This is a genomic window from Rhodobacter sp. 4.3.4 (assembly GCF_058724655.1).
Map to the genome: position 1 here is coordinate 2,770,623 of NZ_CM178967.1, position 23,065 is coordinate 2,793,687.

17 protein-coding genes and 1 tRNA gene are annotated in these 23,065 nt (G+C 68.2%); 9 read left to right on the top strand and 9 right to left on the bottom strand.

Annotated elements, in window-relative coordinates:
- The 3 genes from AC4PTB_RS13660 to AC4PTB_RS13670 are packed head-to-tail and all read left to right on the top strand — an operon-like array spanning nt 1 to nt 2,326.
- Nucleotides 1-924, top strand: a complete 924-nt coding sequence (locus tag AC4PTB_RS13660; protein ID WP_492190470.1) for an ABC transporter substrate-binding protein — start codon at nt 1-3, stop codon at nt 922-924.
- Nucleotides 921-1,610 (top strand): ATP-binding cassette domain-containing protein, encoded by a 690-nt coding sequence (locus tag AC4PTB_RS13665; RefSeq protein WP_492190471.1) that lies wholly within the window; start codon nt 921-923, stop codon nt 1,608-1,610. Before AC4PTB_RS13660 ends, AC4PTB_RS13665 begins: the two co-directional genes overlap by 4 nt.
- Entirely contained in the window at nt 1,607-2,326 is a 720-nt protein-coding gene (locus AC4PTB_RS13670) for an ABC transporter permease (RefSeq protein ID WP_492190472.1), read from the top strand. The genes AC4PTB_RS13665 and AC4PTB_RS13670 overlap by 4 nt, the downstream gene beginning before the upstream one ends.
- A 20-nt stretch (nt 2,327-2,346) precedes the next feature.
- On the opposite strand, the gene AC4PTB_RS13675 is transcribed toward AC4PTB_RS13670, so the two are convergent.
- Nucleotides 2,347-3,585 carry a PAS domain-containing protein gene (locus tag AC4PTB_RS13675; protein WP_492190473.1) on the bottom strand — a complete coding sequence of 413 codons (1,239 nt, stop codon included), beginning with the start codon at nt 3,583-3,585 and terminating at the stop codon, nt 2,347-2,349.
- A 346-nt stretch (nt 3,586-3,931) separates the two neighbouring features.
- Between AC4PTB_RS13675 and AC4PTB_RS13680 the strand changes: the two genes are divergently transcribed.
- Nucleotides 3,932-7,411, top strand: coding sequence for an EAL domain-containing protein (locus tag AC4PTB_RS13680; RefSeq protein ID WP_492190474.1), 3,480 nt, complete (start codon nt 3,932-3,934; stop codon nt 7,409-7,411).
- Nucleotides 7,412-7,418: 7 nt separating this feature from the next.
- Here AC4PTB_RS13680 and AC4PTB_RS13685 read toward each other — a convergent pair whose 3' ends face one another.
- The 6 genes from AC4PTB_RS13685 to AC4PTB_RS13710 all read right to left on the bottom strand — a co-directional run bounded on the left by AC4PTB_RS13685 (nt 7,419) and on the right by AC4PTB_RS13710 (nt 13,759).
- Nucleotides 7,419-7,772 (bottom strand): hypothetical protein, encoded by a 354-nt coding sequence (locus tag AC4PTB_RS13685; RefSeq protein WP_492190475.1) that lies wholly within the window; start codon nt 7,770-7,772, stop codon nt 7,419-7,421.
- 284 nt (nt 7,773-8,056) lie between these two features.
- Nucleotides 8,057-8,836 carry a trypsin-like serine peptidase gene (locus AC4PTB_RS13690; RefSeq protein WP_492190476.1) on the bottom strand — a complete coding sequence of 260 codons (780 nt, stop codon included), beginning with the start codon at nt 8,834-8,836 and terminating at the stop codon, nt 8,057-8,059.
- A 48-nt stretch (nt 8,837-8,884) separates the two neighbouring features.
- Nucleotides 8,885-10,168: a glycolate oxidase subunit GlcF gene (gene glcF, locus AC4PTB_RS13695; RefSeq protein WP_492190477.1), complete on the bottom strand. Its 1,284-nt coding sequence runs from the start codon at nt 10,166-10,168 to the stop codon at nt 8,885-8,887.
- Complete coding sequence (locus AC4PTB_RS13700; RefSeq protein ID WP_492190478.1) at nt 10,168-11,241, bottom strand: FAD-binding protein; 1,074 nt, start codon at nt 11,239-11,241, stop codon at nt 10,168-10,170. Before AC4PTB_RS13700 ends, glcF begins: the two co-directional genes overlap by 1 nt.
- Before the next feature lie 63 nt (nt 11,242-11,304).
- The gene (locus AC4PTB_RS13705; protein WP_492190479.1) at nt 11,305-12,735 is read right to left on the bottom strand and encodes an FAD-linked oxidase C-terminal domain-containing protein; all 1,431 of its coding nucleotides are present in this window, start codon (nt 12,733-12,735) and stop codon (nt 11,305-11,307) included.
- A gap of 211 nt (nt 12,736-12,946) precedes the next feature.
- Complete coding sequence (locus AC4PTB_RS13710) at nt 12,947-13,759, bottom strand: SseB family protein (RefSeq protein ID WP_492190480.1); 813 nt, start codon at nt 13,757-13,759, stop codon at nt 12,947-12,949.
- Nucleotides 13,760-14,013: 254 nt separating this feature from the next.
- Here AC4PTB_RS13710 and AC4PTB_RS13715 point away from each other — a divergent pair, with 254 nt between their 5' ends.
- The 3 genes from AC4PTB_RS13715 to kdsA are packed head-to-tail and all read left to right on the top strand — an operon-like array spanning nt 14,014 to nt 17,388.
- Nucleotides 14,014-14,667: an ABC transporter ATP-binding protein gene (locus tag AC4PTB_RS13715; RefSeq protein WP_492192643.1), complete on the top strand. Its 654-nt coding sequence runs from the start codon at nt 14,014-14,016 to the stop codon at nt 14,665-14,667.
- The gene (locus AC4PTB_RS13720) at nt 14,651-16,540 is read left to right on the top strand and encodes a KpsE/RkpR family capsule polysaccharide export protein (protein ID WP_492190481.1); all 1,890 of its coding nucleotides are present in this window, start codon (nt 14,651-14,653) and stop codon (nt 16,538-16,540) included. Before AC4PTB_RS13715 ends, AC4PTB_RS13720 begins: the two co-directional genes overlap by 17 nt.
- Before the next feature lie 14 nt (nt 16,541-16,554).
- Nucleotides 16,555-17,388, top strand: a complete 834-nt coding sequence (kdsA, locus tag AC4PTB_RS13725; protein ID WP_492190482.1) for a 3-deoxy-8-phosphooctulonate synthase — start codon at nt 16,555-16,557, stop codon at nt 17,386-17,388.
- A 179-nt stretch (nt 17,389-17,567) separates the two neighbouring features.
- Here the strand turns inward: kdsA and AC4PTB_RS13730 are convergent, their stop codons facing one another.
- Nucleotides 17,568-18,755, bottom strand: a complete 1,188-nt coding sequence (locus tag AC4PTB_RS13730; RefSeq protein WP_492190483.1) for a BaiN/RdsA family NAD(P)/FAD-dependent oxidoreductase — start codon at nt 18,753-18,755, stop codon at nt 17,568-17,570.
- A 99-nt stretch (nt 18,756-18,854) separates the two neighbouring features.
- Here AC4PTB_RS13730 and AC4PTB_RS13735 point away from each other — a divergent pair.
- Both AC4PTB_RS13735 and AC4PTB_RS13740 read left to right on the top strand, forming a co-directional pair.
- Nucleotides 18,855-18,929, top strand: a tRNA-Gln gene (locus tag AC4PTB_RS13735).
- 703 nt (nt 18,930-19,632) lie between these two features.
- Nucleotides 19,633-21,963 carry a methyl-accepting chemotaxis protein gene (locus tag AC4PTB_RS13740; protein ID WP_492190484.1) on the top strand — a complete coding sequence of 777 codons (2,331 nt, stop codon included), beginning with the start codon at nt 19,633-19,635 and terminating at the stop codon, nt 21,961-21,963.
- Nucleotides 21,964-22,028: 65 nt separating this feature from the next.
- On the opposite strand, the gene AC4PTB_RS13745 is transcribed toward AC4PTB_RS13740, so the two are convergent.
- Entirely contained in the window at nt 22,029-22,841 is an 813-nt protein-coding gene (locus tag AC4PTB_RS13745) for a hypothetical protein (RefSeq protein ID WP_492190485.1), read from the bottom strand.
- Nucleotides 22,842-23,065: the final 224 nt, after the last annotated feature.

The following is a 23,065-nucleotide window of genomic DNA, read 5'->3' on the forward strand; positions in this document are numbered from 1 at the left end:
ATGAAACCCCTTCTGCTTGCCCTGCTGCTGATTGCGCCGCGGGCCGAGGCCGCCGAGAGCCTCTCGGTCATGCTCGATTGGTTCGTGAACCCCGATCACGGGCCGATCATCGTCGCCGCCGAGCGCGGCTATTTCACCGAGGCCGGACTCGATGTGACGCTGATCCCGCCCGCCGATCCCTCGGACCCGCCGAAGATGGCCGCCGCCGGGCAGGTCGATCTGGCAGTCAGCTATCAGCCGCAGCTTTATCTGCAGCACGCCGCGGGGCTTGGTCTGAAACGGGTCGGCACGCTGATCGATGCGCCGCTTTACTGCGTCATGGCCGATGCCGCGGGGCCGGTGCGGACGATGGCCGATCTGCGCGGTCGCAAGGTCGGCTATTCGCTCGCCGGGATCGAGGCGGCGCTGATGCAGCGGATGCTGCGCCACAACGGCGTCGATCCCGCCGAGGTCGAGACGATCAACGTCAATTTCGCGCTGACGCCCGCGGTGGCGACCGGGCAGGTCGCGGCGGTCTCGGGGGCGTTTCGCAATTTCGAGCTGCATCAGATGGCGGCCATCGGCCATCAGGGCCGCTGCTTCCTGCCCGAGGAAAACGGCGTGCCCGCCTATGACGAGCTGATCTATCTCGCCCGCGCCGATCTGGCGGGGGATGACCGCATCGCCCGGTTTCTGGCCGCCACCGGCCGCGCCGCCGCCGAGATCGCCGCCGATCCGCAGGCGGGCTGGGACACGTTCCGCGCCCATGCGGCGGAACTGGATGACCCGCTGAATGCGAAGGCCTGGCCCGACACCTGGCCGCATTTCGCCCGCGATCCGGCGGCGCTGGATGTCGCGCGCTACCGCGATTTCGGCGTCTTTCTGGTCGAGACCGGGCTGATCGCCACCGCCCCGCCGGTGGAGACGATCGCGGTGGGCAAATGACCGTCGCGCTTGCGGGTCAGGTCTGGCTGGGCGATCGCCCGCTGCTGCGCCAGCTTGACCTGCGGCTGACCCCCGGCTGGACCTGCCTTCTGGGGGCCTCGGGCGCCGGGAAATCGACGCTGTTGCGGCTTTTGGCCGGGCTGCCCGTCGCGGCCCGGCTGGAGGGGACCCGGCAGGCGCCCGACCGCATCGGCTGGATGGCGCAGGCCGATCTGTTGCAGCCGCGGCTGTCGGTTCTGGGCAATCTGCGGCTGATGGCGCGGCTGCGTGGCGAGCCCCTGCCCCGCGCCCGGGCCGAGGCGCTGCTGGAGGCCGTCGGGCTGGCGGGCCGCGGCACCGACCGGCCCGAGGCGCTGTCGGGCGGCGAGCGGCAGCGGCTGGCGCTGGCCCGGGTGCTGGCCGACGATGCCGCGCTGGTGGCGCTGGATGAACCCTTTTCCGCGCTCGATGCCCCCACCCGCGCGGCGATGCAGGATCTGGCGGCGGCCTGTCTTGCGGGCAAGACCGTGGTGATGGTGACGCATGATCCGACCGAGGCGCTGCGGCTGGGCGACCGGGTTTTGCTGCTGCAAGATGCCCTGCTGCACCAGATCCCGCCCCTGCCCGGTCCGCGTCCGGTGCCGCTCGCCGATCCGGGGCTGGCGCAGGCGGCGGCGGCGCTTCTGGCGCGGATGCGGCGGCCATGAGCGCGCGGATCTGGCCGGTTCTGGCGATTTTCGCGCTGTGGCAGGCGGTCTGCGCCGCGGCGCTGGTGCCCGCCTTCGTGCTGCCGCCGCCCTTGCGGGTGTTCGAAACGCTGTGGCGAGAGCGCGGCCTGATCGGGCAGCACGCCCTGACCACCCTGACCGAGACCGCGGCCGGGCTGGCGCTTGGCACCGGCCTTGGCGTCACGCTGGCACTGGCGATGGCGCTGGCGCCCGGACTGCAACGGCTGATCGGCCCGGTGCTGGCGGGGGCGCAGGCGCTGCCGGTCTTCGTGCTGGCGCCGGTGCTGACACTGTGGCTGGGCTACGGGCCGGGGCCGAAGGTGGCGATGGTGGCGCTGCTGGTGGTCTTTCCCGTCGCCTCGGGCCTGCATGACGGGCTTTGCGCCACGCCCGCGCCGGTGCTCGATCTGGCGCGGATCGCCCGGGCGTCACGGCTGCGCAGCCTGATCTGGCTGCGCCTGCCGCATGCGCTGCCGCAGGGCGCCGCCGGGCTGCGCATCGCCGTCACCTATGCGCCCACCGGCGCGGTGATCGGCGAATGGGTCGGAGCCTCCAGCGGACTCGGCTATCTGATGCTGATGGCGAACGCCCGGATGCGGATCGATCTGATGTTCGCGGCGCTTCTGGTCATTCTGGCGCTGACACTGCTGCTGAACCAGCTGACCGACCGGGCGCTGGCGCGGGCGGGGCTGTGACAGCCCCGCCTAGCACCGGCTTACTCCATGCGCTGCATGCGCTGGAACATCCGCATCGACGTGCCAATCCCCTCCGAGAGCCGCATGATCGTTTCCAGCCGCAGCCGGATGTCGGAATGCGACACGTCGAGCTGGTCGATCGTCGCCGAAAGCTGCGTGTTGGTGCCACGCATCCGCCCGGTCTCCACCCGGCCCAGCACCCGGATCGTGTCGAGCCCCAGCATCTGACGGCGGATCTCGGCGCTGGCGCGGCCCAGCACCTCGGCATGGGCGATCGCCTGTTCCATCGCCGCGCCGGTGTCGCGCTGCGCCTGGGCGTCGATCGCGTTCAGGGTCTGGCGTTCCTGCGCCCAGTCGATCCCCGGCACCGGCGTCGCATCGGCGAAGGTCTGCCGCATCTCCGACAGCACCCGATGCGCCCCGATCAGGAACAGCGCCTTCGACGCCTGCCGGGACACCCGGTCGCACAGGTTGTCCGGCCCGGAGACGAAGCTGCGCAGCCGTTCCGAAATCACCTGCGACGAGCTGCGGTAGTTTTCCGAAATCGCCGAGACCGGCCCGCCCGAGGGCTCCAGCCGCGAGGCGATGATGCGCATGTTGTTGGGCACCGATTGCAGCGCCTCGAAGCTGCGCAAAAGGTTGCGTTCCTCGCGCGAGACCTGCTCGAGCGAGGTGTTGAGCGCGATCAGCTGCGCGGTGCGGGCATCGGCCGGACGGCCCAGCCGGGCGTCGCGGGCCGCCAGCTCCTGCCCCATCGCCGCGGCCATGAAACTTGTGTAGCTCGAATACCCGGCCGTGGCGGCAAAGTCGCGCAGCGCCAAGGCCCCCTCGGCCGGGTCCAGCCCCTCGGCGCGTTCGCGCTGCGCGATCTCGGCATAGATGTCGCGGACCCGGGCAAACAGCGGCGTCGAGGGTTTCATCCGCACCGACAGGAACCCGCCCGGAACCGGCAGCAGCACCGCGAAGACCCAGTAGTGATCGCCGTTGCGGGCGCGGTTCTTCACATAGGCGCCCACCGGATCGCCCTTGCCCAGCGCCGTCCACAGGATGCGGAACACCCCGCGCGGCGTGTCGGGATGGCGCACGATCTTGTGCGGCGCGCCCAGAAGATCGCCCCAGCCATAGCCGGAGATGCGGCGGAAGACCTCGTTGCCAGACTGGATCACGCCCCGGCTGTCGGTGCGCGAAAAGAAAAGCTCATGGAAGCCGAAATCGGCTTCGCCCTCCCGGGAAAGGGAGGTCGGAGTGAGTGCATTCATCGGGGTTCTCTTTGAGTGGAAGAGGGTCGTCTGCGTGAGTGGTAACCAATCCTAACCGCGGGATAGTTAGCCAAAGATTGACAAAAGCCCTTGATCACAAAGGAGTTTTTCAACCTGAGCGTGCAACGGTGTGTGTGCGGGCGGGGCGATCGCGGACAAATCACCCGCCGCCGGGCGGCATGACAAAATGTCGCACCACCGGGCGCAACGCCTGCGTGTGCGGGGCGATCCCGCCTGAACGCCCTGAGCGAAATCGTCCCGCTCCGATCCTTTTGCGCGGCTGGAAACGCCACCTTAACCGGTTCGGGGTTTGGTGAGTCGCATTCATTCGAAGGGTCCATTCCTGATGTCCCTGACCTCTGCGCCGCTCATTGCCCTGCTGGCCGCCTGTCCCGGCGCCGCTTTCGTCGTCTCGTCTCCGGGGCGGATTCTGGCCGCCAATGCCGAGGCCGACCGGGTCTTCGGCACCGCCCGGCCTGCCGTTTCGGGGACCGGGCTTTCCGGTCTGCGCCTGGCCGAGGTGATCCCCTGCGCGCTGGGGACCCGGATTCTGGCGGCGCTGCGGGGCGGCGGGGTCCGCGATGCGACGCGGTTCAGGCTGGCGCTCGACCGCGCCGCGGCGCCTCCCCATGTCGTCGAGGCGCTGGTCTGGCCCGCCACGGCCGAGACCGCGGGCAAGGCTGCGGGCGAGACGGGGGGCGGCACTGGACCGCTCTGGATCGTGCTGGTGCTCGACATGGACGAACGGGCCTCGGCCGGGGGGGACGGGCGCATCCTCTGCACCGGCCTTGCCGCGCTGCGCGCCACCGAGGAGGCCCGCCGCAAGGCCCGGGAAAGCGCCGAAGTGCTGCGAATCTCGACCGAAAACAGCGATCTGGCGCCCTGGGTCTATCACCCCGGTCATCGCAGCGGCGAGCTGAGCCCGCATCTGGCGGCGATGCTTGGGCTGCCGGCGCGGCCGGCTTTGGATCTGGCCGGGCTGGCCGCCCGCATCCATCCCGCCGACCGGATCAGGATGCAGCGGGCCTTTGTCGCGCTGACCCGCGGGCGCAGCGACCGGTTCAGCCAGGACATGCGCCTGCGCCGCGCCGATGGCGACTGGGCCTGGTTCACCGCGCGCGGCTACCGGATGCCGCAGGCGACGCCCTGCCAGCCGGTGACCCTGTGCGGCAGCCTGACCGACATCAGCGCCCGCAAGACCGACGAGGCGCTGATCGCCCGCGCCCTGGCCGAAGCCCAGCACGCCCGCCACCGCGCCCAGCAACGCGAAGAAATGCTGCGCACCTCGGGGCTTTGCGCCGGGATCGGGCATTTCTGCTCCAGCCCGCTGCAGGGCGAGGCCTGGACCCCCGACGAGACCTATCGGCTGTTCGGCTTCGAACCGGACGAGTTCCCGACCACCGATGCGGGCTGGTGCAGCCTCGTCCACCCCGAGGATCTGCCCGGGGTGCGCGCCGCAATGGAGGATCAGAGGGCGGGCCGCACGCCGCTTTTCGACCATGTCCACCGCCGCCAGCACAAGGACGGCAGCTATCACTGGTATCGCGCCGTCGCCCGCCGCGTCGAGCGCGGCGATCCGGGCCTGCCGCCGCTGGTGGCCGGGGCGCTGATCTGCATCGATCAGGCCAAGGAAACCGAGACCCGGCTGGCCGATGCCGCCAAGGCCGCCCGCCTTGCGCGCGAGCGGCTCGACACTTTGGCCGACAATGCGCCGGGCGCGCTCTTCGAATTCCGGATGGGCGCTTCGGGGCAGATGCGGCTGCCCTATTTCAGCGCCCGGCTGCCCGATCTGGCCGGGGTCCCGGGCGGCGAGATCCTGAACGACGCCCGCGCCGTCTTCCGCCATGTGCCGCGCGCGCAGATCACCCGGCTGCTGCGGCGCGCAACCGCGGCGCAGCGCGGCGGCGCGGCGATCGAGATGCGGCTCTCGGTCCGCCATCCCGCCCGCGGCCTGCGCTGGCTCAGCGTCGCCGCAGCACCCTTCCGCCGCGCCGATGCCGCGGTGTGCTGGTTTGGCCAGATCCTCGATGTCACCGAGAATGTCGAAACCGAGGCCCGGGCGACGCATGCCGCCGCCGCCGCGCTGCAGGCGCATGAACGTCTGGCCTCGATCGCCGCGGTGGCCCCGGTCGGCCTTTACGAGGTGCAAAGGTTCCGCAACGGCCGCTCGATCGTTGCCTATACCAGCCCGCAGTTCCGCAACCTGCTCGGGCTGGAGGCGGGCGGCGTGACCCTGCTGGGTGAGGCGGGACGCGAGGACAGTCACCTTGATCTGGACGCCCTGCTGTCGTTCCTGACCTGCGACGACGCCTGGCAGAACCATTTCGACCTGTGGAACCAGCGCTTCTGCATCCTGCATCCGCGGCGCGGCCGGGTCTGGCTGTCGAATTCCGCCACCGCCAAGCCTCTGGCCGACGGGTCGGTGGTCTGGACCGGCGCGCTGCACGATGTCACGACCGATGTGCAGCGCGAGGCCGAATTGCGGCAAGCCTACCGGCTGGCCGAGGATCGGCAGCGCGCGAACGAATGGCAGGCGCTGCATGACGGGCTGACCGGGCTGCCGAACCGGCGCTATTACGATCAGGTGCTGGCGAACCGGATCGCGCAGGCGAAGGCCGCGGGCGGCTGCCGCTGCACGCTGATCCGTATCGACCTCGACCGGTTCAAGCATGTGAACGACACGCTGGGCCATGATGCGGGCGATCTGGTGCTGTGCCGCGTGGCCGACGTGCTGCGCGACTGCCTGCGCGAGGGCGATTTCGCGGCCCGGATCGGCGGCGACGAATTCTCGGTGATTCTGGCGCGCGGGCTGGGCCGCGAGGATGCCGGAACGCTGATCCGGCGGATTCAGGACAAGCTCCTCGAACCGCTGATGTTCGCCGGGCGGCAATGCCGCTTTGGCGCCTCTTTCGGGATCGCCGAGGCGGAGAACCTGGCCAGCACCGGCCCGGAAATCCAGTTCTTCGCCGATGCCGCGCTTTATCGGGCCAAGGAAACCGGCCGCAACCGGATGGAATTCTTCACCCCCGAGCTGCATCAGAACCTGCGCCGCGACCGCGAACTGGCGGCCGAGATCCAGGAAGGGCTTGAGCGCAACGAATTCGAGCCGTTCTTTCAGGCGCAGGTCTCGGCCCGCGATCACCGCCTGACCGGGGTCGAGACGCTGCTGCGCTGGCGCCACCCCCAACGCGGCCTGCTGACGCCGCAGGCCTTCATGCATGTGGCCGAGCAGCTGCGTCTGGTGCCCGAGATCGACCGCGTGGTGATGGAACGCGCGCGCGAGTCGCTGGCCTTCTGGCGCGAGCGCGGGCTGATCGTGCCGAAAATCAGCTTCAACGTCTCTTCGGGGCGGATGCACGACCCCGATGTGGTGCGGGCGGCGCGGACGATTGCCCGCGGCGAGACGCGGGTGACTTTCGAGCTGCTCGAATCGATCCTGGTCGAGGATGAAACCGATCTTTTCCGCTTCCATCTCGACGCGATCCGCGAGGCGGGCATCGACATCGAGATCGACGATTTCGGCTCGGGCCATGCCTCGATCATCGGGCTGATGCAGATCGCCCCCTCGGCGCTGAAGATCGACCGCCGCATCGTCGCGCCGCTGGGCCGCGATCCGCAGGCGCGCAATCTGGTGCGCGCGATCATCGAAATCGCCGAGACGCTGGGCACCGCCACCGTGGCCGAGGGCGTCGAAACCGCAGCCCAAGCGGAGATCCTGCGCGATCTGGGCTGCGACGTGCTGCAGGGCTATCTGTTCTCGGTGCCGCTCTCGGCGCCCGATTTCGCAAGGCTCTGGCAGCACGACCGCAAGCGGCAGCCCGCCTGAGCCCGGTTCAGGCAGGCTCGTCGCGCGCGCGTCCGAAGCCTGCGGGGAAGGTCAGCACATTGCCGCGCGGCGGCGGATGGGCCTCGGCATGCCAGGCGTCCCGCGCGCGCATCAGCCGGGTCTCGACCTCCTCCAGCCCCTGCTGGTGGCAATAGCGGACCAGCTCGTCGATCACCTCGCCCAGCCAGCGTTCCTGCGGATCCTCTGCCAGCGCCTGACCGCGCGGCCCGCAATGCGCCACCAGCGCCACCCGCGCCGCCTGCAGCCCGGCCGAGGTCGAGCGCAGCGCCTGGATTTCGCAATGCGCGATCAGATCGTCCAGAATCGGCAGCAACCACCCATGACCTTCGAACATCGACACCACCGCTTTGATCCTCTGCCCCAGCTTCCCCCGGTTTTACGCGTCGGGCAAGCCTGAACCGGCGCCCCGCCCGGGGGAAGGGGCTGCAAGCCGCGATGTTTGGCCGCCAGCGACTGAATTTACCGAACCGAGCCGCCAGATGAAAATATATTCAATATTTTCATTTTTATTTCAACGCCTTAAAGGCTCCATCATATGCTGCTTGCAATATCCCTGAAAGGTGATGCCGCGCCGGATTCGGGCCCCGGAGCGGGCGTGATGCGGCCGACATGGCCCGGGACGGGTCAGGGCCGGATGAATTTCGCCCCGCCGATGCGGCGCGTCTCGTTCACCGGGGCGGTGCTGTCGGGCAGCGCCAGTTCCGCCCGCACCGCCTCGACCCGCTCGACCAAGGTGCCCAGCGAGACCTTTTTGCCGCGCAGCTCCGCCTTGGCCGACACGACCGAGACGATCTTCGGCTCGAAGCTGCGCATGGCGAAGACCGGCGCCCCCGACGATCCGAAATCGGCGGCGCAATTCATCAGCACGACATCGCTGTCGCGGGTCAGCACGTTGCACATGCTTTGCAGCGCCGGGGCCTCGGCGCGGTCATGGGCATAGGAAACGACACCGACCGTATCGCCCTCGGCGGGAGAGGTATCGAGCGCGAAGGGCTGCACCTGCGGCAGCCGGATCGGCTGATCGAGCTGCACCAGCGCCAGATCATAGCCCACAAGATCGAACTGCCGCGGCCCAAGATATTGATAGGACGGATGCGCAACGGCACGGCGGGCATTGCGATAGGCGACGGCGCGGCCGTTGCGCAGCCCGGCCTGAAACTCGATCGCGCGGGTGTCGATCATCTTTTGCGTCTTCGGATCATAAAGACAATGCGCCGCCGTCAGCACCAGATCGGGGGCAATCAGCGTGCCGGTGCAGAAACTGCCATGGCCGAGATCAAGCCGCCCGACCGCCTCCCAGCCGCGGCTGTCATTGCCGGTCGCCAGAAGCTTGAGCCCGCTTTCGAACGCCGCAACGGGGGCGGCGCAAAGCGCGATCAGGGCAAGGGCAAGGCGCAGGCGCATGTGTCACTCCGGTCCGGTCCCTCTGCCTAGCCTGCGCCTTGGGCAAGATTAAGGCAGGGCCGCCAGCCGCGGCGGTTTCGGCCCGCCCGTGGCCCAGTCGAGCAGCTCGACCGTATGCACGACGGGCAGCCCGGTGCCCGAGCCGATCTGCATCATGCAGCCGATATTGCCCGTCGCGATCAGCTGCGGCGCGGTGGCCTCAAGCGTCGCGACCTTGCGCCGTTTCAGCTCGCCCGAAATCTCGGGTTGCAGCAGGTTGTAGGTGCCCGCCGAGCCGCAGCACAGATGGCTGTCGGCGGGTTCGACCACGGTGAAGCCCGCGGCTTTCAAAAGATCCTTGGGCGCGGTCCTGATCTGCTGGCCATGCTGCAGCGAACAGGCGGCATGATAGGCGACGCGCAGCGGCTTCGGCGCCGCCTCGGGCAGGCCGATATCCGCCACAAACTCGGTGATATCGCGGGCAAGGCCCGCCACCTGCGCGGCCTCCTCCTGCAAGGGCGTGCCTGCGAAATAGCTGCCGTAATCCTTCACCGTCGTGCCGCAGCCCGAAGTGTTGATGATGATCGCATCCAGCCGCCCCGCCGCCAGATAGGCGCGGATATTGGCCGCGGCCTGGCCATGCGCCTCGGCCTCGCGGCCCATGTGATGCACAAGCGCGCCGCAACAGCCCAGTTTCTGCGGAATGACCACCTCGCAGCCCAGCCGCCGCAACAGCCGGATCGTCGCGTCGTTGATATCGGTATCAAGCGCCTTTTGCGCGCAGCCGGTCTGCAGCGCCACGCGATAGCGCCGGGGGCCCAGCGCCGGAAAGACCTGCGGTTTCACATTGGGCGAGGGCTTGGGCAGCCGCTCGGGCGCGAGCGCCAGCATCGCGCGCAGCCGCGCATCGGGGACGGCCCGGGCCAGGGGTTTCGCCCACCGCGCCGCCGTCATTGCAAGGCGGAACCGGGCCGGATGCGGCACGGTTTTCGCCAGCAGGAAGCGCAGCGCCCGATCGAGCAGCGGGCGTTTATAGGTGCGGTCCACATGCGCCCGGGCCTGGTCGATCAGATGCATGTAATCGACGCCCGAAGGACAGGTGGTCATGCAGGCCAGACAGCCCAGACAGCGGTCGATATGCTTTGCCGTGCGGGCATCGGCGGGGCGGCCGGTTTCCAGCATCTCCTTGATCAGATAGATGCGCCCGCGCGGGCTGTCGAGCTCGTCGCCCAGCACCTGATAGCTGGGGCAGGTGGCGGTGCAAAAACCGCAATGCACACAGCTGCGCAGGATCTGGTTGGCGCGGGCCAGCGCGGGATCGGCCAGCTGCTCGGGCGTGAAATTCGTCTGCATCAGCCCATCTTTCCGGGGTTGAAAAGGCCTTTCGGATCAAAGCGGTCCCGCAGCCCGCGGCGCAGCGCGGCCACCGGCGCGGCTTCGGGTTCAAAGGCCGGGAAAGCGCCGCGCAGACAGGTGGCATGGCCCGCATAGGGCGCGGCCAGCTGGCGCGCATCGGTGCCGGGCGCCACCCGCGCCCAGACCAGCCCGCCGCCCCAGTCGAGCACCGCCCGCCCACCGAGCCGCGCCGCGACCTGCGGCCCGTCCGAGGGCTTGACCGAAAACCGCCACAGATCGCCCGGCTGACCCTGCAGCGGCACCGCCCCGGCCAGATCGCGCCACAGCCCCGCGCCCTCGTCGCGCATCACTTTCGGCGCCCAGGCCGCGAGGACCTCGGCCAACCGCCCGGCGCGATAGGCCACGGATTGCTCCAGCCCCTCGATGCGGACAATCGCCCCCACCCCGGGCAACCAGCCCGCGCCCGAAACATCGAATTGCGAGCCAAGCGCCGCCGCCAGCACCTTGGCCGCCTCGGAAAGCGGCACATCGATCACCAAAGTCGCCTGCGCGGGCGCGGCGGGCAGAAGCTTGAAGGCCACCTCGCTCAAAACGCCCAGCGTCCCCCAGGACCCGGCCATCAGCTTGACCAGATCATAGCCGGTGACATTCTTCATCACCCGCCCGCCGTTCTTCACCGCCGCCCCGGTGCCATCGACAAAGCGCACCCCGATCAGACTGTCGCGGCAGGCCCCCGCCTGCACCCGCCGCGGCCCCGAGACATTGGCCGCCACCACCCCGCCGATCGTGCTTTCGCCCGCAGCCCCCAGCAGCGCGCCCCAGCGCGCGGGCTCAAAGGGCAGCCGCTGGCCTTCGGCGGCCACCGCCGCCTCGATCTCGGACAGCGGCGTGCCCGCCCCGGCAATCAGCGTCAGCGCCCCCGGCTCGTAAAGCGAAATCCCCGAAATCGCCACCTGCAGCGGCTCCCCGGCCAAAGCGCCCACCGGCCGCGTGCCACCGCCAGCGATCCGCAAGGGCGCCCGCGCCCCGCGCACCGCCTCGACCAGCTGACTTTCGCTTTCAACCTTCATCGGCCCTGCTTTCATCTTGCCGTAAATATCCCGGGGGTCCGGGGGCAGCGCCCCCGGCCTGCCTTACCCCCGCCGCGACGCGCTGACATCGAGCGGAAACACCTTCGCGGCATTCAGCAACCACTTCGGATCAAAGACATCCTTGACCCGCATCTGCGCCTCCAGATCCGCAGGGGCGAATTGCACCGCCATCAGATCGCGCTTTTCGATCCCCACGCCATGCTCGCCGGTCAGACAACCGCCCGCCTCGACGCAAAGCTTCAGGATCTCCGCCCCCATCCGCTCGCACAGCTCTTGCTGCCCGGGTTCATTGGCGTTGTAGATGATCAAGGGATGCATGTTGCCATCGCCGGCGTGAAAGACATTGCCGACCTCCAGCCCGAAGTCGCGGGAAATCTCGCCGATCCGGCGCAGCACCATCGGCAGGGCCGAGACCGGAATCGTCCCGTCCAGACACATGTAATCGCCCTTTTGCCCCATCGCGCCGAAGGCCGATTTGCGGCCCAGCCAAATCCGCTTCGCCTCCTCGGGCGATTGCGCCTCGCGGAACTCCACCGGGTCGTGGGTCATCGCGATCTGCCGGATCAGGCCCAGCTGCTCGGCGATCTCGGCTTGCGACCCCTCGCATTCGACGATCAAAAGCGCCTCGCACTCGGGGTAGCCCGCATGGCAAAAGGCCTCGGTCGCCTCGATGCAGGGGCGGTCCATGAATTCGATCGCCACGGGCAGGATGCCCGCGCGGATGATGTCGGCGACGCAGGCCCCCGCAACCTCGTTCGACGCAAAGCCGATCAGCACCGGGCGCGCGCCTTCGGGCTGGCGCAGGATGCGCAAGGTGGCCTCGGTCACCACCCCCAATTGCCCTTCCGAGCCGCAAATGACGCCCAGAAGGTCCAACCCGCCCGCGTCGCAATAAGGCCCGCCGATCTCGACCACCTCGCCCTGCATCGTCACCAGCTTGACGCCCAAAAGGTTATTCGTGGTGACACCGTATTTAAGACAATGCGCCCCGCCCGAATTCATCCCGATATTGCCCGCGATGGCGCAGGCGAGCTGGCTCGACGGGTCGGGGGCGTAAAACCAGCCTTCGGCCTCGATCGCGCCGGTGACCGACAGGTTCGTGCGCCCGGCCTCGACCCGGATGAAGCGGTTCGCGTAATCGACCTCCAGCACCCGGTTCATCCGCGCCAGCCCCAGCACGACGGCATCGGCAGACGGCATCGAGCCCCCGGCCAGCGAAGTCCCCGCGCCGCGCGGCACCACCGGAACGCCCATCTGGTGGCACAGCTTCAGACAGGCCGCGACTTCTTCGGTGGTGCGCGGCAGCACGACCGCCAGGGGGGCGCAGCGATAGGCCGAAAGCGCATCGCATTCATAGGCCCGGGTTTCGGCAGGATCGTCGATCACCGAATCGCGCGGCAGGATCGCCCGCAGGCGTTTGACGATCAAAGCCTTTTCGGCCAGCACCCTGGCGCTGGGAAGGGGCATCTGCATGGCGTTCTCCTCCGCTCCGGTCAAAAGTTATGACCAATCCTGCGGATTCGCGCAACCAAAACGATGGGTCGGCTGACCGAGGCCATCGCCGAGGTCACGCGAAACAGATGTCGCATGACCGCCGGGGCGCCAAAGCGTCCCGGCCAGCGCCCGCCCCGCCCATGGCGGCGGGGAAAGGCCGTGCCTTTTCTGATCCGCCCGAAATCCCGCCTCAGCGCAGGATCGGCGGCTTGTCCGGGTCCATGCCGGGGGCGGTCAGCTTCAGCTCCTGCACCTCTTCCACCACCCGCTCGGGCAAAGGCAGCACCAGCCCCTTGTCCAGCAGCTCCCGCGCCGCCGGGTCCGCGGCGTCAAGGAAGGTCACGTCAAGCTCCCCGGCTTCAAGGCCCGAAAACATCAGCGCCTCGCCCATCGCCTTGGCAATGCCCGCCCGCGCCGGGTCGGGGGCGCCCAGAAAGGCCAGCACATGGCCGCGCCGCCCGTCGTCATAGCGGACACCGCCCAGCACCGCCTCGGTCGCAAGCCCGGCCAGCTGCTCGAATTTCGCCTGAAAGGCCGGCAGCAGCAGCGCCAGGACGGCGGGCGAGAGCGACGGGGCAGAGAAATCCACCGGCCGCGCCGCCGTGGCCTCGGGCGCATGGGTCAGCGTGTGCGAGAGCCATTCCAGCGCCTCGGGCGGCAGCAGCATCGCGCTTTCGGCCACGCCAAGGTTCACCCCCAGACCGACCCCCTCGCCCGCCAGAACCTGCGCGATTACCCGGCCGGGCAGCGCCACATAGGGCAGGGGTTCGTCGGAAAAGGACGCCAGCCGCTCCTCGGTGTCGAAGGCCAGCACGAAATCGCCCTCCTCGGTCTCGAAGACCTGCGGGACGATGTCATCCTCGGCATCGGGTTCGCGTTCGAGCAGCACGAACAGCTCGGCATCGGCCAGCCGGTCATAGACGGCCAGCCGCAGCGCCTCGTTCTCGGGGTCGGCCTCCATCGCGGCATGGGCGCGGTCATAGGCGGTCGGATCGGATGTCATCGCGGGCTCTCCTTCCCCCGGGCGCAAGGGCAGGCGGCGCCGCCCCGGCGACCCCGGATTGCGTTTCAGCCCCCCGTATTGCGCCAGACCGCGGGGAGCAAGGAAAAGACGCGCGGCGCGTGTGGACGCACAGGCCTTTCCGACATATTCTCGCCCCAATGCGTCTTTAGCAAGGGGAACCCGCGGCGATGGTGCCCCCGATCGGGACGGAGGCACCGACCGGGGCAAGAGGCGGCACGGCAGGCCGGGAAGCGATGCTCGAATTCGACAATGTCAGCAAGTCCTTCTGGACGGGCAAGCGGCGCAAGGTGATCCTTGACCGGGCCTCGTTCCGGGTCGAGCTGGGCAATTCGCTTGGCATCCTTGCGCCCAACGGCACCGGCAAGACGACGATCATCAACATGATGGCGGGGCTGGAAAAACCCGACGAGGGCGAGATCCGCAAAAACTGCCGGGTGTCGTTTCCGCTGGGCTTCATGGGCGGGGTCGTGCCGCGTCATTCCGGGCGCGAGAACACCCGCTTCATTGCCCGCCTTTACGGGCTGGACCCCGATTACGTCGAAGCCTTCTGCCGCTGGCTGTGCGGGCTCGAGGAATATTTCGACATGCCGGTGGGCACCTACAGCCAGGGCATGCGGGCGCGGCTGACTTTCGCGCTGCTGCTTGCGCTGGAATTCGACATCTATCTGATCGACGAGGGGATGCCCTCGACCACCGATGTCGAGTTCAACCGCAAGGCCGGGGCGATCCTGCGCGACCGGCTGAAGGAGGCGACGGTGATCGTCGTCTCGCATCAGGCGAGCACCCTTGAAAAGTTCTGCCGCACCGCCGCCGTGCTGCGCGACGGGCAGCTTTACCTGTTCGACACTCTGGAAGAAGCGAAACGGATGTATGACTACCATTCCTAAGGCGATCCGGTATCGCATCCGCCCCGAAACGCCGGTTCCGGCGGACAGACCCGGCCTCTCGGCCGATCTGACCCCGGTCGAGGAGCTGCTGCGCCGCCGCGCCGAACGGCTGGGGGCCGAGACCGGGGCGCCTTCCGCAGCTCCGACCTCCGCCTCTCCGACCCCGGCCGCCGCGCCGGAGACACCGCCCGAACCCCGACCCGAACCCCGGCCTGCCCCCCGGGCGGAACCGCTTTCGGGCGATGGCAGCGATCTGTTTCAGCCGCAGGAGGACGGGTTCGGCGAAGCGCCCTATCCGACCGCCGCCCCGCGCAAGACGGCGCAGGGGGAGACGCCCGCCGAGAGCGCCAGCGACGCCGACATCGCCAGCATCCGCGGCGAGGGTCTGACCGGGCGGCAGCTGCGGCTGGCACGGCGGACGGCGCAAAAGCACGGGATCGAGGCGAGTTCGGATTTCGAGGCGGTGCTGCTGTTGCGCCGCCGCGGCATTGACCCGTTCGACCGCAACGCGCTGATGGCGCTGGAACGCGCCGATGCCGAGACGGCGGCGCAGGCGGCGGCGATGCCGATGCCGGGCGCCCGGGGGGGCTCGGCCACCACCAAGGCGCTGGCGCGGATCGACGGCGCGGGCGCCGACACCCGGGTGCAGCTGCCGCAGACGATCTCCCCCGCGCAGGTGCCCGCCCCGCCGCGCGGCGCCGCGGCGCTGGACGAAGGCACCCGCGCGCGCGAGATCATCAAGATCCAGCGTGACATCGCCCGGCGCCGTCGTCGTCGCATCGGGCTGTTGCTGGCCCGGCTGAGCTTTTTCGTCTTCCTGCCGACACTGATCGCGGGCTGGTATTATTTCGCCGTCGCCACGCCGATGTATGCCACGAAGACCGAATTCGTGATCCAGAAGGCCGACAGCATGGGCGGCGGCAGCTCCGGTCTGGGCGGGCTGTTTTCGGGAACGCAGCTGGCGACGAACCAGGATTCGGTGACGGTGCAAAGCTTCCTGCAGTCGCGCGATGCGATGCTGCGGCTTGAGGCGGACAAGGGCTTCAAGGAGCATTTCTCGCAGCCCGGAATCGACCCGATCCAGCGGCTGGAACCCGGCGCGACGAACGAATCCGCCTACAAGCTTTACAAACGCACCGTGAAGATCGGCTACGACCCCTCGGAGGGGCTGGTCCGCATGGAGGTGATCGCCGCCGATCCGCAGGTCTCGAAGGCCTTTTCCGAGGCGCTGATCTCCTATGCCGAGGAACAGGTGGACAAGCTGACCGGGCGGCTGCGCGAAGACCAGATGCGCGGCGCCCGCGAAAGCTATGAAGACGCCGAGAAGAAGGTCTTTGCCGCCCAGGCCAAGGTTCTGGAATTGCAGGAAAAGGTGGGCATTCTGGACCCGGCCGCGGAGGGCGCGGGCAAGATGAGCCAGGTGAACGGCTTCGAGACCGAACTGCAGAAGAAACGTCTGGAGCTGGGGCAGCTGCTCGACAACCCGAGCCCGTCGCCCGCGCGGGTGGCGGGGGTGCGGGGCGACATCTCGCGGCTGGAAACGATGATCGCGGAACTGCGGCGGCAGCTGACCGAAAAGACCGGCAGCACCGAATCGCTGGCCTCGGTCACCGGCCAGCTGCGCATCGCCGAGGCGGAACTGGAAACCCGGCAGGGGCTTCTGGCGGCGGCGGCGCAGCAGATGGAAGTGGCGCGGATCGAGGCGAACAAGCAGGTGCGCTATCTGGAAATGGGGGTGCGGCCGGTGGCGCCGGACGAGCCCACCTATCCGCGCGCCTTCGAAGACACGCTGCTGGCCTTCCTCGTGTTTTCGGGTATCTACCTGATGCTGTCGCTGACGGCCTCGATCCTGCGCGAACAGGTCTCGAGCTGATCCCGGAGGAAAGCATGAAGACTGTCACCATCGGCCGCCTGACGGTGGCCAACGACCTGCCGCTGACGGTGATCGCGGGGCCCTGCCAGCTCGAAAGCCTGCCGCATGCGCTGATGATCGCCGAGGTGATGGCGGAAGCCTGCGCCGCGGCGGGGGCGCAATTCGTCTTCAAGGGCAGTTTCGACAAGGCGAACCGCACCAGCCTGAAGGGCAAGCGCGGGGTCGGCCTTGAGGCCGGTCTGGCGATCCTTGAGACGGTGCGGGCAAAGCTCGGCTGTCCGGTGCTGACCGACATCCACGACCCCGAACAGGCGCGGATCGCGGCGCAGGTCGTCGATGTGATCCAGATCCCGGCGTTTTTGTGCCGCCAGACCGATCTTCTGCTTGCGGCAGGCGAAACCGGCTGCGTGGTGAACATCAAGAAGGGGCAGTTCCTGGCGCCCTGGGACATGCCGAATGTGGCGGAAAAGGTCGCCTCGACCGGCAACGAGAAAATCCTGCTGACCGAGCGCGGCACGTCCTTTGGCTACAATGCGCTGGTGGCCGACATGCGCGGCCTGCCGGTGATGGCGAAGACCGGCTATCCGGTGATCATGGATGCGACGCATTCGGTGCAGCAGCCGGGCGGGCTGGGCGGCGCCTCGGGCGGGCAGCGCGAAATGGCGCCGGTGATGGCGCGCGCCGCCGTCAGCCTGGGCATCGCCGGGGTCTTCATCGAAACGCATGAGGCGCCCGACACCGCGCCTTCGGACGGGCCGAACATGATCCCGCTTGACCAGATGCCGAAGCTGATCGCGACGCTGATGGCCTTCGACCGGCTGGCCAAGGCCGATCCGATCCGGCTGTAAGAAGGGGGGCGCTGCCCCCCGTCCGCAAGCGGACTCCCCCCGGGATATTTGCGGCAAGATGAAGCGCAAAAGGCGTCCGATCCGGGCGCCCCTTCTGTTTTATCCTTTATCTTGCTCAAAATATCCCGGGGGGTGAATTGGCCAAAGGCCAAGAGGGGGGCAGCGCCCCCCTGCACCGCTCACAAAACCTGCGCCGCCGCCCAGGCCGAGGACCAGGCCCACTGGAAATTGTAGCCGCCCAGCCAGCCGGTCACATCGACCACCTCGCCGATGAAATGCAGCCCCGGCACCGCTTTCGCCTCCAGCGTCTTCGCCTCAAGGCCGTCCGTCGCGACGCCGCCCACTGTCACCTCGGCGGTGCGATAGCCCTCGGACCCCACCGGGCGCACCTGCCAGGCCTGCACCTGCGCCGCCAGCTGCGCCAGCGCGCGGTTGCCGTGATCGGCCAGCCGCCCCGACAGGCCCGATTGCGCCACCGCCAGCGCCGCCAGCTTGTCGGGCAGAAGCCGCCCCAGCGCGGTGTGCAGCGCGATCCGCCCGGTCTCGGCACGAATCGCGGCCAGCTCCCCGGCAATGTCGCGCCCGGGCGCCAGATCGATCACCAGCGCCTCGCCCTCGCGCCAGTAGCTGGAGATCTGCAAGATCGCCGGGCCCGAAAGGCCGCGATGGGTGAACAGCAGGTCTTCCTCAAGGCTGCGCTTGCCAAGGCGCACCCGCGCGGGCAGGCCGATCCCCGCCAGAGGCGCGGTGCGCCCCAGATCCTGTTCGGCAAAGGTCAGCGGCACAAGGCCGGGGCGGGTTTCGGTCAGCCGCAGCCCGAAGCTTTCGGCGATGCGATAGCCCAGCCCGCTGGCACCAAGCTTCGGGATCGACTTGCCCCCCGTCGCCACCACCACCCGGGCCGCGCGCAAGATCCCGTCCGAGGTGGCCACCTCGAAGCCTCCCGCCCCCTGCCGCACCGTCTCGACCGAGCAGCCCAGCCGGATCTCGCCGCCCGCGCGCAGATCGGCCAGCAGCAGATCGACCAGCTGCCAGGCCTTGCCGTCGAAGAACAGCTGGCCGCGGTGCTTTTCGTGCCAGGCGATGCCCGCGGCGTCGATCCGCGCGATCATGTCGGCGGGGGTGAAGCGGCTGAGCGCCGACAACGCGAAACGGGGGTTTTCCGAGAGGAACCGCTCGGGCGCATTCTGCCGGGTCAGCTCGCGGTTGGTGAAGTTGCACCGCCCGCCGCCCGAGATCCGGATCTTTTCGCCCGGGCGCTGCGCATGATCCAGCACGATCACGCGGCGGCCGCGACGGGTGGCTTCGGCGGCACAGAAGAGCCCGGCGGCCCCCGCACCAAGGATGATGGCATCATATTGGGTCATGCGACGGCTTTGCCTGCGGCGGAAAAAAAGCGCAACGGATTTCGTGATTTTTCCTCTTGCGCCCCCCCGCAGCCTTGGCTAAACACCGCCGCACAGCGTTGGGGTATCGCCAAGCGGTAAGGCAGCGGTTTTTGGTACCGCCATTCCTAGGTTCGAATCCTAGTACCCCAGCCACTTCCTTCGGATCAGCGCTGAACAAAAGATGCTCCACTCGGGCATTTTTGGCTTTTTGTTGCGCAAACCAGCTGAAGGCCGGAACTCCCCTGCGCCCTGACAGATTTATCCCGAAACCTTGGCGACGGGGATTCCGAGCCTGGAAAAGCCTTTGAGCACCGCGACACCGACCTGGACCTTCGCCACCTGACCGTCGACCCCCCGCGCCGTGAGGCGCTGGCCCGGAGGTTTCACCCGATGCCTCTGCGTTGCGACAGGGCTTCGGCGGTGGCAGCCCCGCCATCGTTGCCAGAGCGCCAGACCGCGGCCTTTCGATGCGCGCCGGGCCACGGTGCGCACGACCGCACCGGCCTTGATCGCCGTCCACGGCCTGGCGTTCTTGGGGGCCGCGGGACGGCATTGGCCCCGGCTTCGGCAATGGCATCATGACGCTCTCGGCGGGGTTCCACGGCGCCGGAGCACCTTGTTATACGCAGGCCAGTTCAGGGGCTTCCCGCCCGGAGCGTGCGGTCTAAGCTCTCACGCGGGCTTCAGAAGATGAACCCGGAACGGGTCGTGCTGCAGCGCCCGCGGCACCGCAAAGCCATTCGCAGCATTTTAAGCTTTGCGCTTTACGCTGCCGGATCGGTGCTGTGGTCAAGGTCGAAGGGCTGTCATGATTTCATGGATGAATGCGTTGGATCTCTCTCGGCGTCTGCCGGCGATGATGATGCTGGTCGCGCTGATGGCGGTGCTTTGCACCGCCCTGCCCGCCTATCTGATCACCCGACAGACCCTGCTGGAAAGCTCCGAGGCGACGCTTGACACGCTGGCCCGCGGACCGGCGCAGACGCTGGAGCTTTTGCTGAACGGCACCCGGGCCGATCTGCTGTCGATGGCGGAGGATCATGCCATCCAGCGCGCGCTTGTGGCAATGACGCAGGCCTATGGCAAGATTCCCAATGCCCAGGAAACGCTGCAAAAAACCTATATCGACGACAATCCGAACCCGCTGGGAGAAAAGAACAAGCTGGTTTCGGCACAGGACGGAAGCCCCTACGACGCGCTGCATGCCGACCTGCATCCTGGCCTCGCGACGCGCCTGGCCGAGCGCGGGTTTTACGACATCTTCCTGATCGATCCGCAGGGCAATCTCGTCTATACCGTTTTCAAGGAACGCGATTTCGCCACCAACCTGCAGACCGGCGAAGGCCGGGACACCGGCCTTGGCGAGGTGTTTCGCGAATCGATGGCGCTGCCCCGCGGCGGCGCGGCCTTTCGCGATTTCGCCCGTTACGCGCCCAGCGCCGATCTGCCCGCCGCCTTCGTCGCCACGCCCGTTCTGGACGATGCCGGAAACCGGCTTGGCGTGATCGCGATCCAGCTGCCGGTCGGGGCGATGAATGCCGCTGTGCAGAATGTCACCGATGGCAATGACAGCAAGGCGGCTTATCTTGTCGGGGCGGACGGGCTTTTGCGTTCGGATCTGAAGGCGACGCCCACGGACGACATCCTGACCACGCGCGAGGAAAACGCCGCGACCCGGGCCGCGCTTGCGGGCGAAACCGGCGTGGTGCGGGTGGAAGATGCGCAGGGCGATCGGTACATCGCCTATCGGCCGCTGTCGTTTCTGGGCACCACATGGGCCTTGTTGACCAGCGAGGCGGCGCCCGAACTGATGTCTCCGCTGTTTCGGATGAGCCTTGCGGTGCTGGGCATCGGTCTTTTGGTGGTCGCGGCGGCGGCGCTGCTGGCGGTGCGGCTGTCCGGTGCGATCAGCCTGCCGCTGACCCGGCTCACCGTCTCGATGGACGAGGTCGGACAGGGGCGTCTGGACAATGACGTGCCGCATCGCGACCGGTCCGACGAGATCGGGCGCATGGCGCGCACGCTGGAGCGGTTCCGGCTGGCCCTGGTGCAGGCGCGCGAGACCGAAACCCGCCTTGCCGCCGAACGCGCCGCGAATGCAGAGCTTGAACGGGACCGCGCCCGGCAGGAAATTGAGCGCGAACGTCTGGAGCAAAGCCGCGCCCGCGAGGCCGAGGACGCCCGCCGCGCCGCGGAAGATGCGCGCCGCGCCGCCATCGACGCCGAACGCGCCAATGCCGATGCCGCCCTGCAACGCGTCGTGACCTCGCTGAGCGCGTCGCTTCGGGCGATGGCCGAAGGGCGGCTCGATGTGACGATCGATCAGTTCGCGGGCGAATCCTTCAAGGCCTTGCGGAACGATTTCAACGCCGCCGCCGACAGCCTGCGCCAGATCGTCAGCGAGATTTCAAGTGCCGCGCACAGCATCGGCACCGATAGCGACGAAATCGCGAATGCCGCCGTCAGCCTGTCGCGGCGGACCGAGTCCTCGGCCGCGGCGCTGGATGAGACCGCTTCGGCGATGCATCAGATGCTGGCCGCGGTGGGCCAGACCAATGCCGGGATCAACAGCGTGCGCAACCTGGCACAGGATGCCTGTGACCGGGCGGGCCGGTCGCAGGTGACGATGCAGGCAGCGGTCGAGGCGATGCAGCGGATCGAAGCCTCCTCGCAGGCGATCACCCGGATCATCAATGTGATCGACGACATTGCCTTCCAGACCAATCTTCTGGCGCTGAATGCCGGGGTCGAGGCCGCGCGCGCCGGAGAGGCCGGTCGGGGCTTTGCCGTTGTCGCCTCGGAAGTCCGGGCGCTGGCGCAACGGGCGGCCGAATCCGCGGCGCAAATCGGCAGTCTGATTGCCGACAGCGGCGCCCAGGTGAGCGAGGGGGTGGCGCTGGTGCGCGATTGCGGCACCGCGCTTGAGACGATTTCCAGCGCGGTTTCCGACATTTCCGGGCGCGTCAGCGAGATCGCGGCAAGTGCCACGGAGCAGGAGCAGGGCATCTCGGAAGTCACCCGTGCGCTGGGGCAGCTTGATACCGCCACGCAGGAAAACGCCGCGATGTTCGAAGAGACCACGGCGGCGACCACTTCGCTTGCGGCGGCGGTCGCGGATCTGGGCAAGCTGATCGCACATTTCCAAGGCTGGGAAGAGACACCGCGCGCGGAGCGTCTGCAAGCCTGAGGCGGGCCGGTATCCCGGGCCGGGCCAAGCGCGGTCGAAACGCCCGCGCCCTGCAGATTGTCCGCTCAGCTGCCGAGAATGTCCCGGATCATGCCGAGATAAATCTGGCCCAACCTCTCGGCGGCGGCGGGTGTCATGTGATCGAGGTCCTCGCCGTTTTTCTGGAAGAAGGCGGCCCGGCCCATCTCGGCGGCGACATCGGAGGGATCGAAGAATCTGTCGCCCAAAGCCGCGGCCCCCGCACGCAGGGTATTGGACCCCAGAAGCCGGACCGCGTTCACCACGGCATCCCGTTCCTCGGTCCCCCCCGGCCGGATGTGACTGACCCAGATCACCGGCTTGCCCTTGAGTTCGGCCTTGATCTGCCGCATCCCGATGAGCACCTGATGCTGGGTCAGACGGCGCATGGAAATGGGCGCGACCGGCACCGACACGCCGGCAGCGGCCTGCCGGGCGATCTCGTCGGCATATCTTTCCTGGTCGCGCTCGGCGAAAATATTGACCGTCAGCGAGGTCCCGCCAAGATCGGCCTCGAACTCGCGCAGAGCGCTGATCTCGATCACGTGGACCGCGAAGCTCGGCCAGACGGAGCGCAGGTCTTCAAGCTTGTCCAGCAGATCCTGTCGGTCCTGTCCCAAGGCCAGAACCTGTTCGGCGGCATGATCCGAGACGAGATGTACCGTCTCCGGGCGATAGGGGGCGGTGCCGTTCATATGCCGGATAAATGCCAGCACCTGCCCCGGCGAGTGAACGCGGTGCGGGGTGCGGCGCGTGTGCAGCCCGCTCGATTTCTGTATCGTATGCTCCGGGTCATGCATGCGGCAGGTTCCCAGAAACATGGCGCGGATCGGCCCCGAAGACGGCGCTCTGTCTTGCATTCGTTCCCCCGTCATTGCGTAGCGGAGATGGCGTGAGTTTTGGGCTTGCAGGTCACATAAACCCGAAAAACACTGCCTGTTAAAGCGCCAACTGGCGGGTTCGGGGCCGCGGCGGCAGCGTGCCCCCGTTACCGCGCCGCCCGCAACTTCACCCGCACGACCTTGCCCAGCCGCACGCAGACGAAATCAAGCCGGATCTGGCTTGCCCCCTGTTCGAATTCGTG

Bases quoted from the DNA above. Each gene is read 5' to 3' on its own strand.
- AC4PTB_RS13660 (WP_492190470.1), top strand. From the start codon at position 1: ATGAAACCCCTTCTGCTTGCCCTGCTGCTGATTGCGCCGCGGGCCGAG.
- AC4PTB_RS13665 (WP_492190471.1), top strand. From the start codon at position 921: ATGACCGTCGCGCTTGCGGGTCAGGTCTGGCTGGGCGATCGCCCGCTG.
- AC4PTB_RS13670 (WP_492190472.1), top strand. From the start codon at position 1,607: ATGAGCGCGCGGATCTGGCCGGTTCTGGCGATTTTCGCGCTGTGGCAG.
- AC4PTB_RS13675 (WP_492190473.1), bottom strand. From the start codon at position 3,585: ATGAATGCACTCACTCCGACCTCCCTTTCCCGGGAGGGCGAAGCCGAT.
- AC4PTB_RS13680 (WP_492190474.1), top strand. From the start codon at position 3,932: ATGTCCCTGACCTCTGCGCCGCTCATTGCCCTGCTGGCCGCCTGTCCC.
- AC4PTB_RS13690 (WP_492190476.1), bottom strand. From the start codon at position 8,836: ATGCGCCTGCGCCTTGCCCTTGCCCTGATCGCGCTTTGCGCCGCCCCC.
- glcF (WP_492190477.1), bottom strand. From the start codon at position 10,168: ATGCAGACGAATTTCACGCCCGAGCAGCTGGCCGATCCCGCGCTGGCC.
- AC4PTB_RS13700 (WP_492190478.1), bottom strand. From the start codon at position 11,241: ATGAAGGTTGAAAGCGAAAGTCAGCTGGTCGAGGCGGTGCGCGGGGCG.
- AC4PTB_RS13705 (WP_492190479.1), bottom strand. From the start codon at position 12,735: ATGCAGATGCCCCTTCCCAGCGCCAGGGTGCTGGCCGAAAAGGCTTTG.
- AC4PTB_RS13710 (WP_492190480.1), bottom strand. From the start codon at position 13,759: ATGACATCCGATCCGACCGCCTATGACCGCGCCCATGCCGCGATGGAG.
- AC4PTB_RS13715 (WP_492192643.1), top strand. From the start codon at position 14,014: ATGCTCGAATTCGACAATGTCAGCAAGTCCTTCTGGACGGGCAAGCGG.
- AC4PTB_RS13720 (WP_492190481.1), top strand. From the start codon at position 14,651: ATGACTACCATTCCTAAGGCGATCCGGTATCGCATCCGCCCCGAAACG.
- kdsA (WP_492190482.1), top strand. From the start codon at position 16,555: ATGAAGACTGTCACCATCGGCCGCCTGACGGTGGCCAACGACCTGCCG.
- AC4PTB_RS13730 (WP_492190483.1), bottom strand. From the start codon at position 18,755: ATGACCCAATATGATGCCATCATCCTTGGTGCGGGGGCCGCCGGGCTC.
- AC4PTB_RS13740 (WP_492190484.1), top strand. From the start codon at position 19,633: ATGATGATGCTGGTCGCGCTGATGGCGGTGCTTTGCACCGCCCTGCCC.
- AC4PTB_RS13745 (WP_492190485.1), bottom strand. From the start codon at position 22,841: ATGCAAGACAGAGCGCCGTCTTCGGGGCCGATCCGCGCCATGTTTCTG.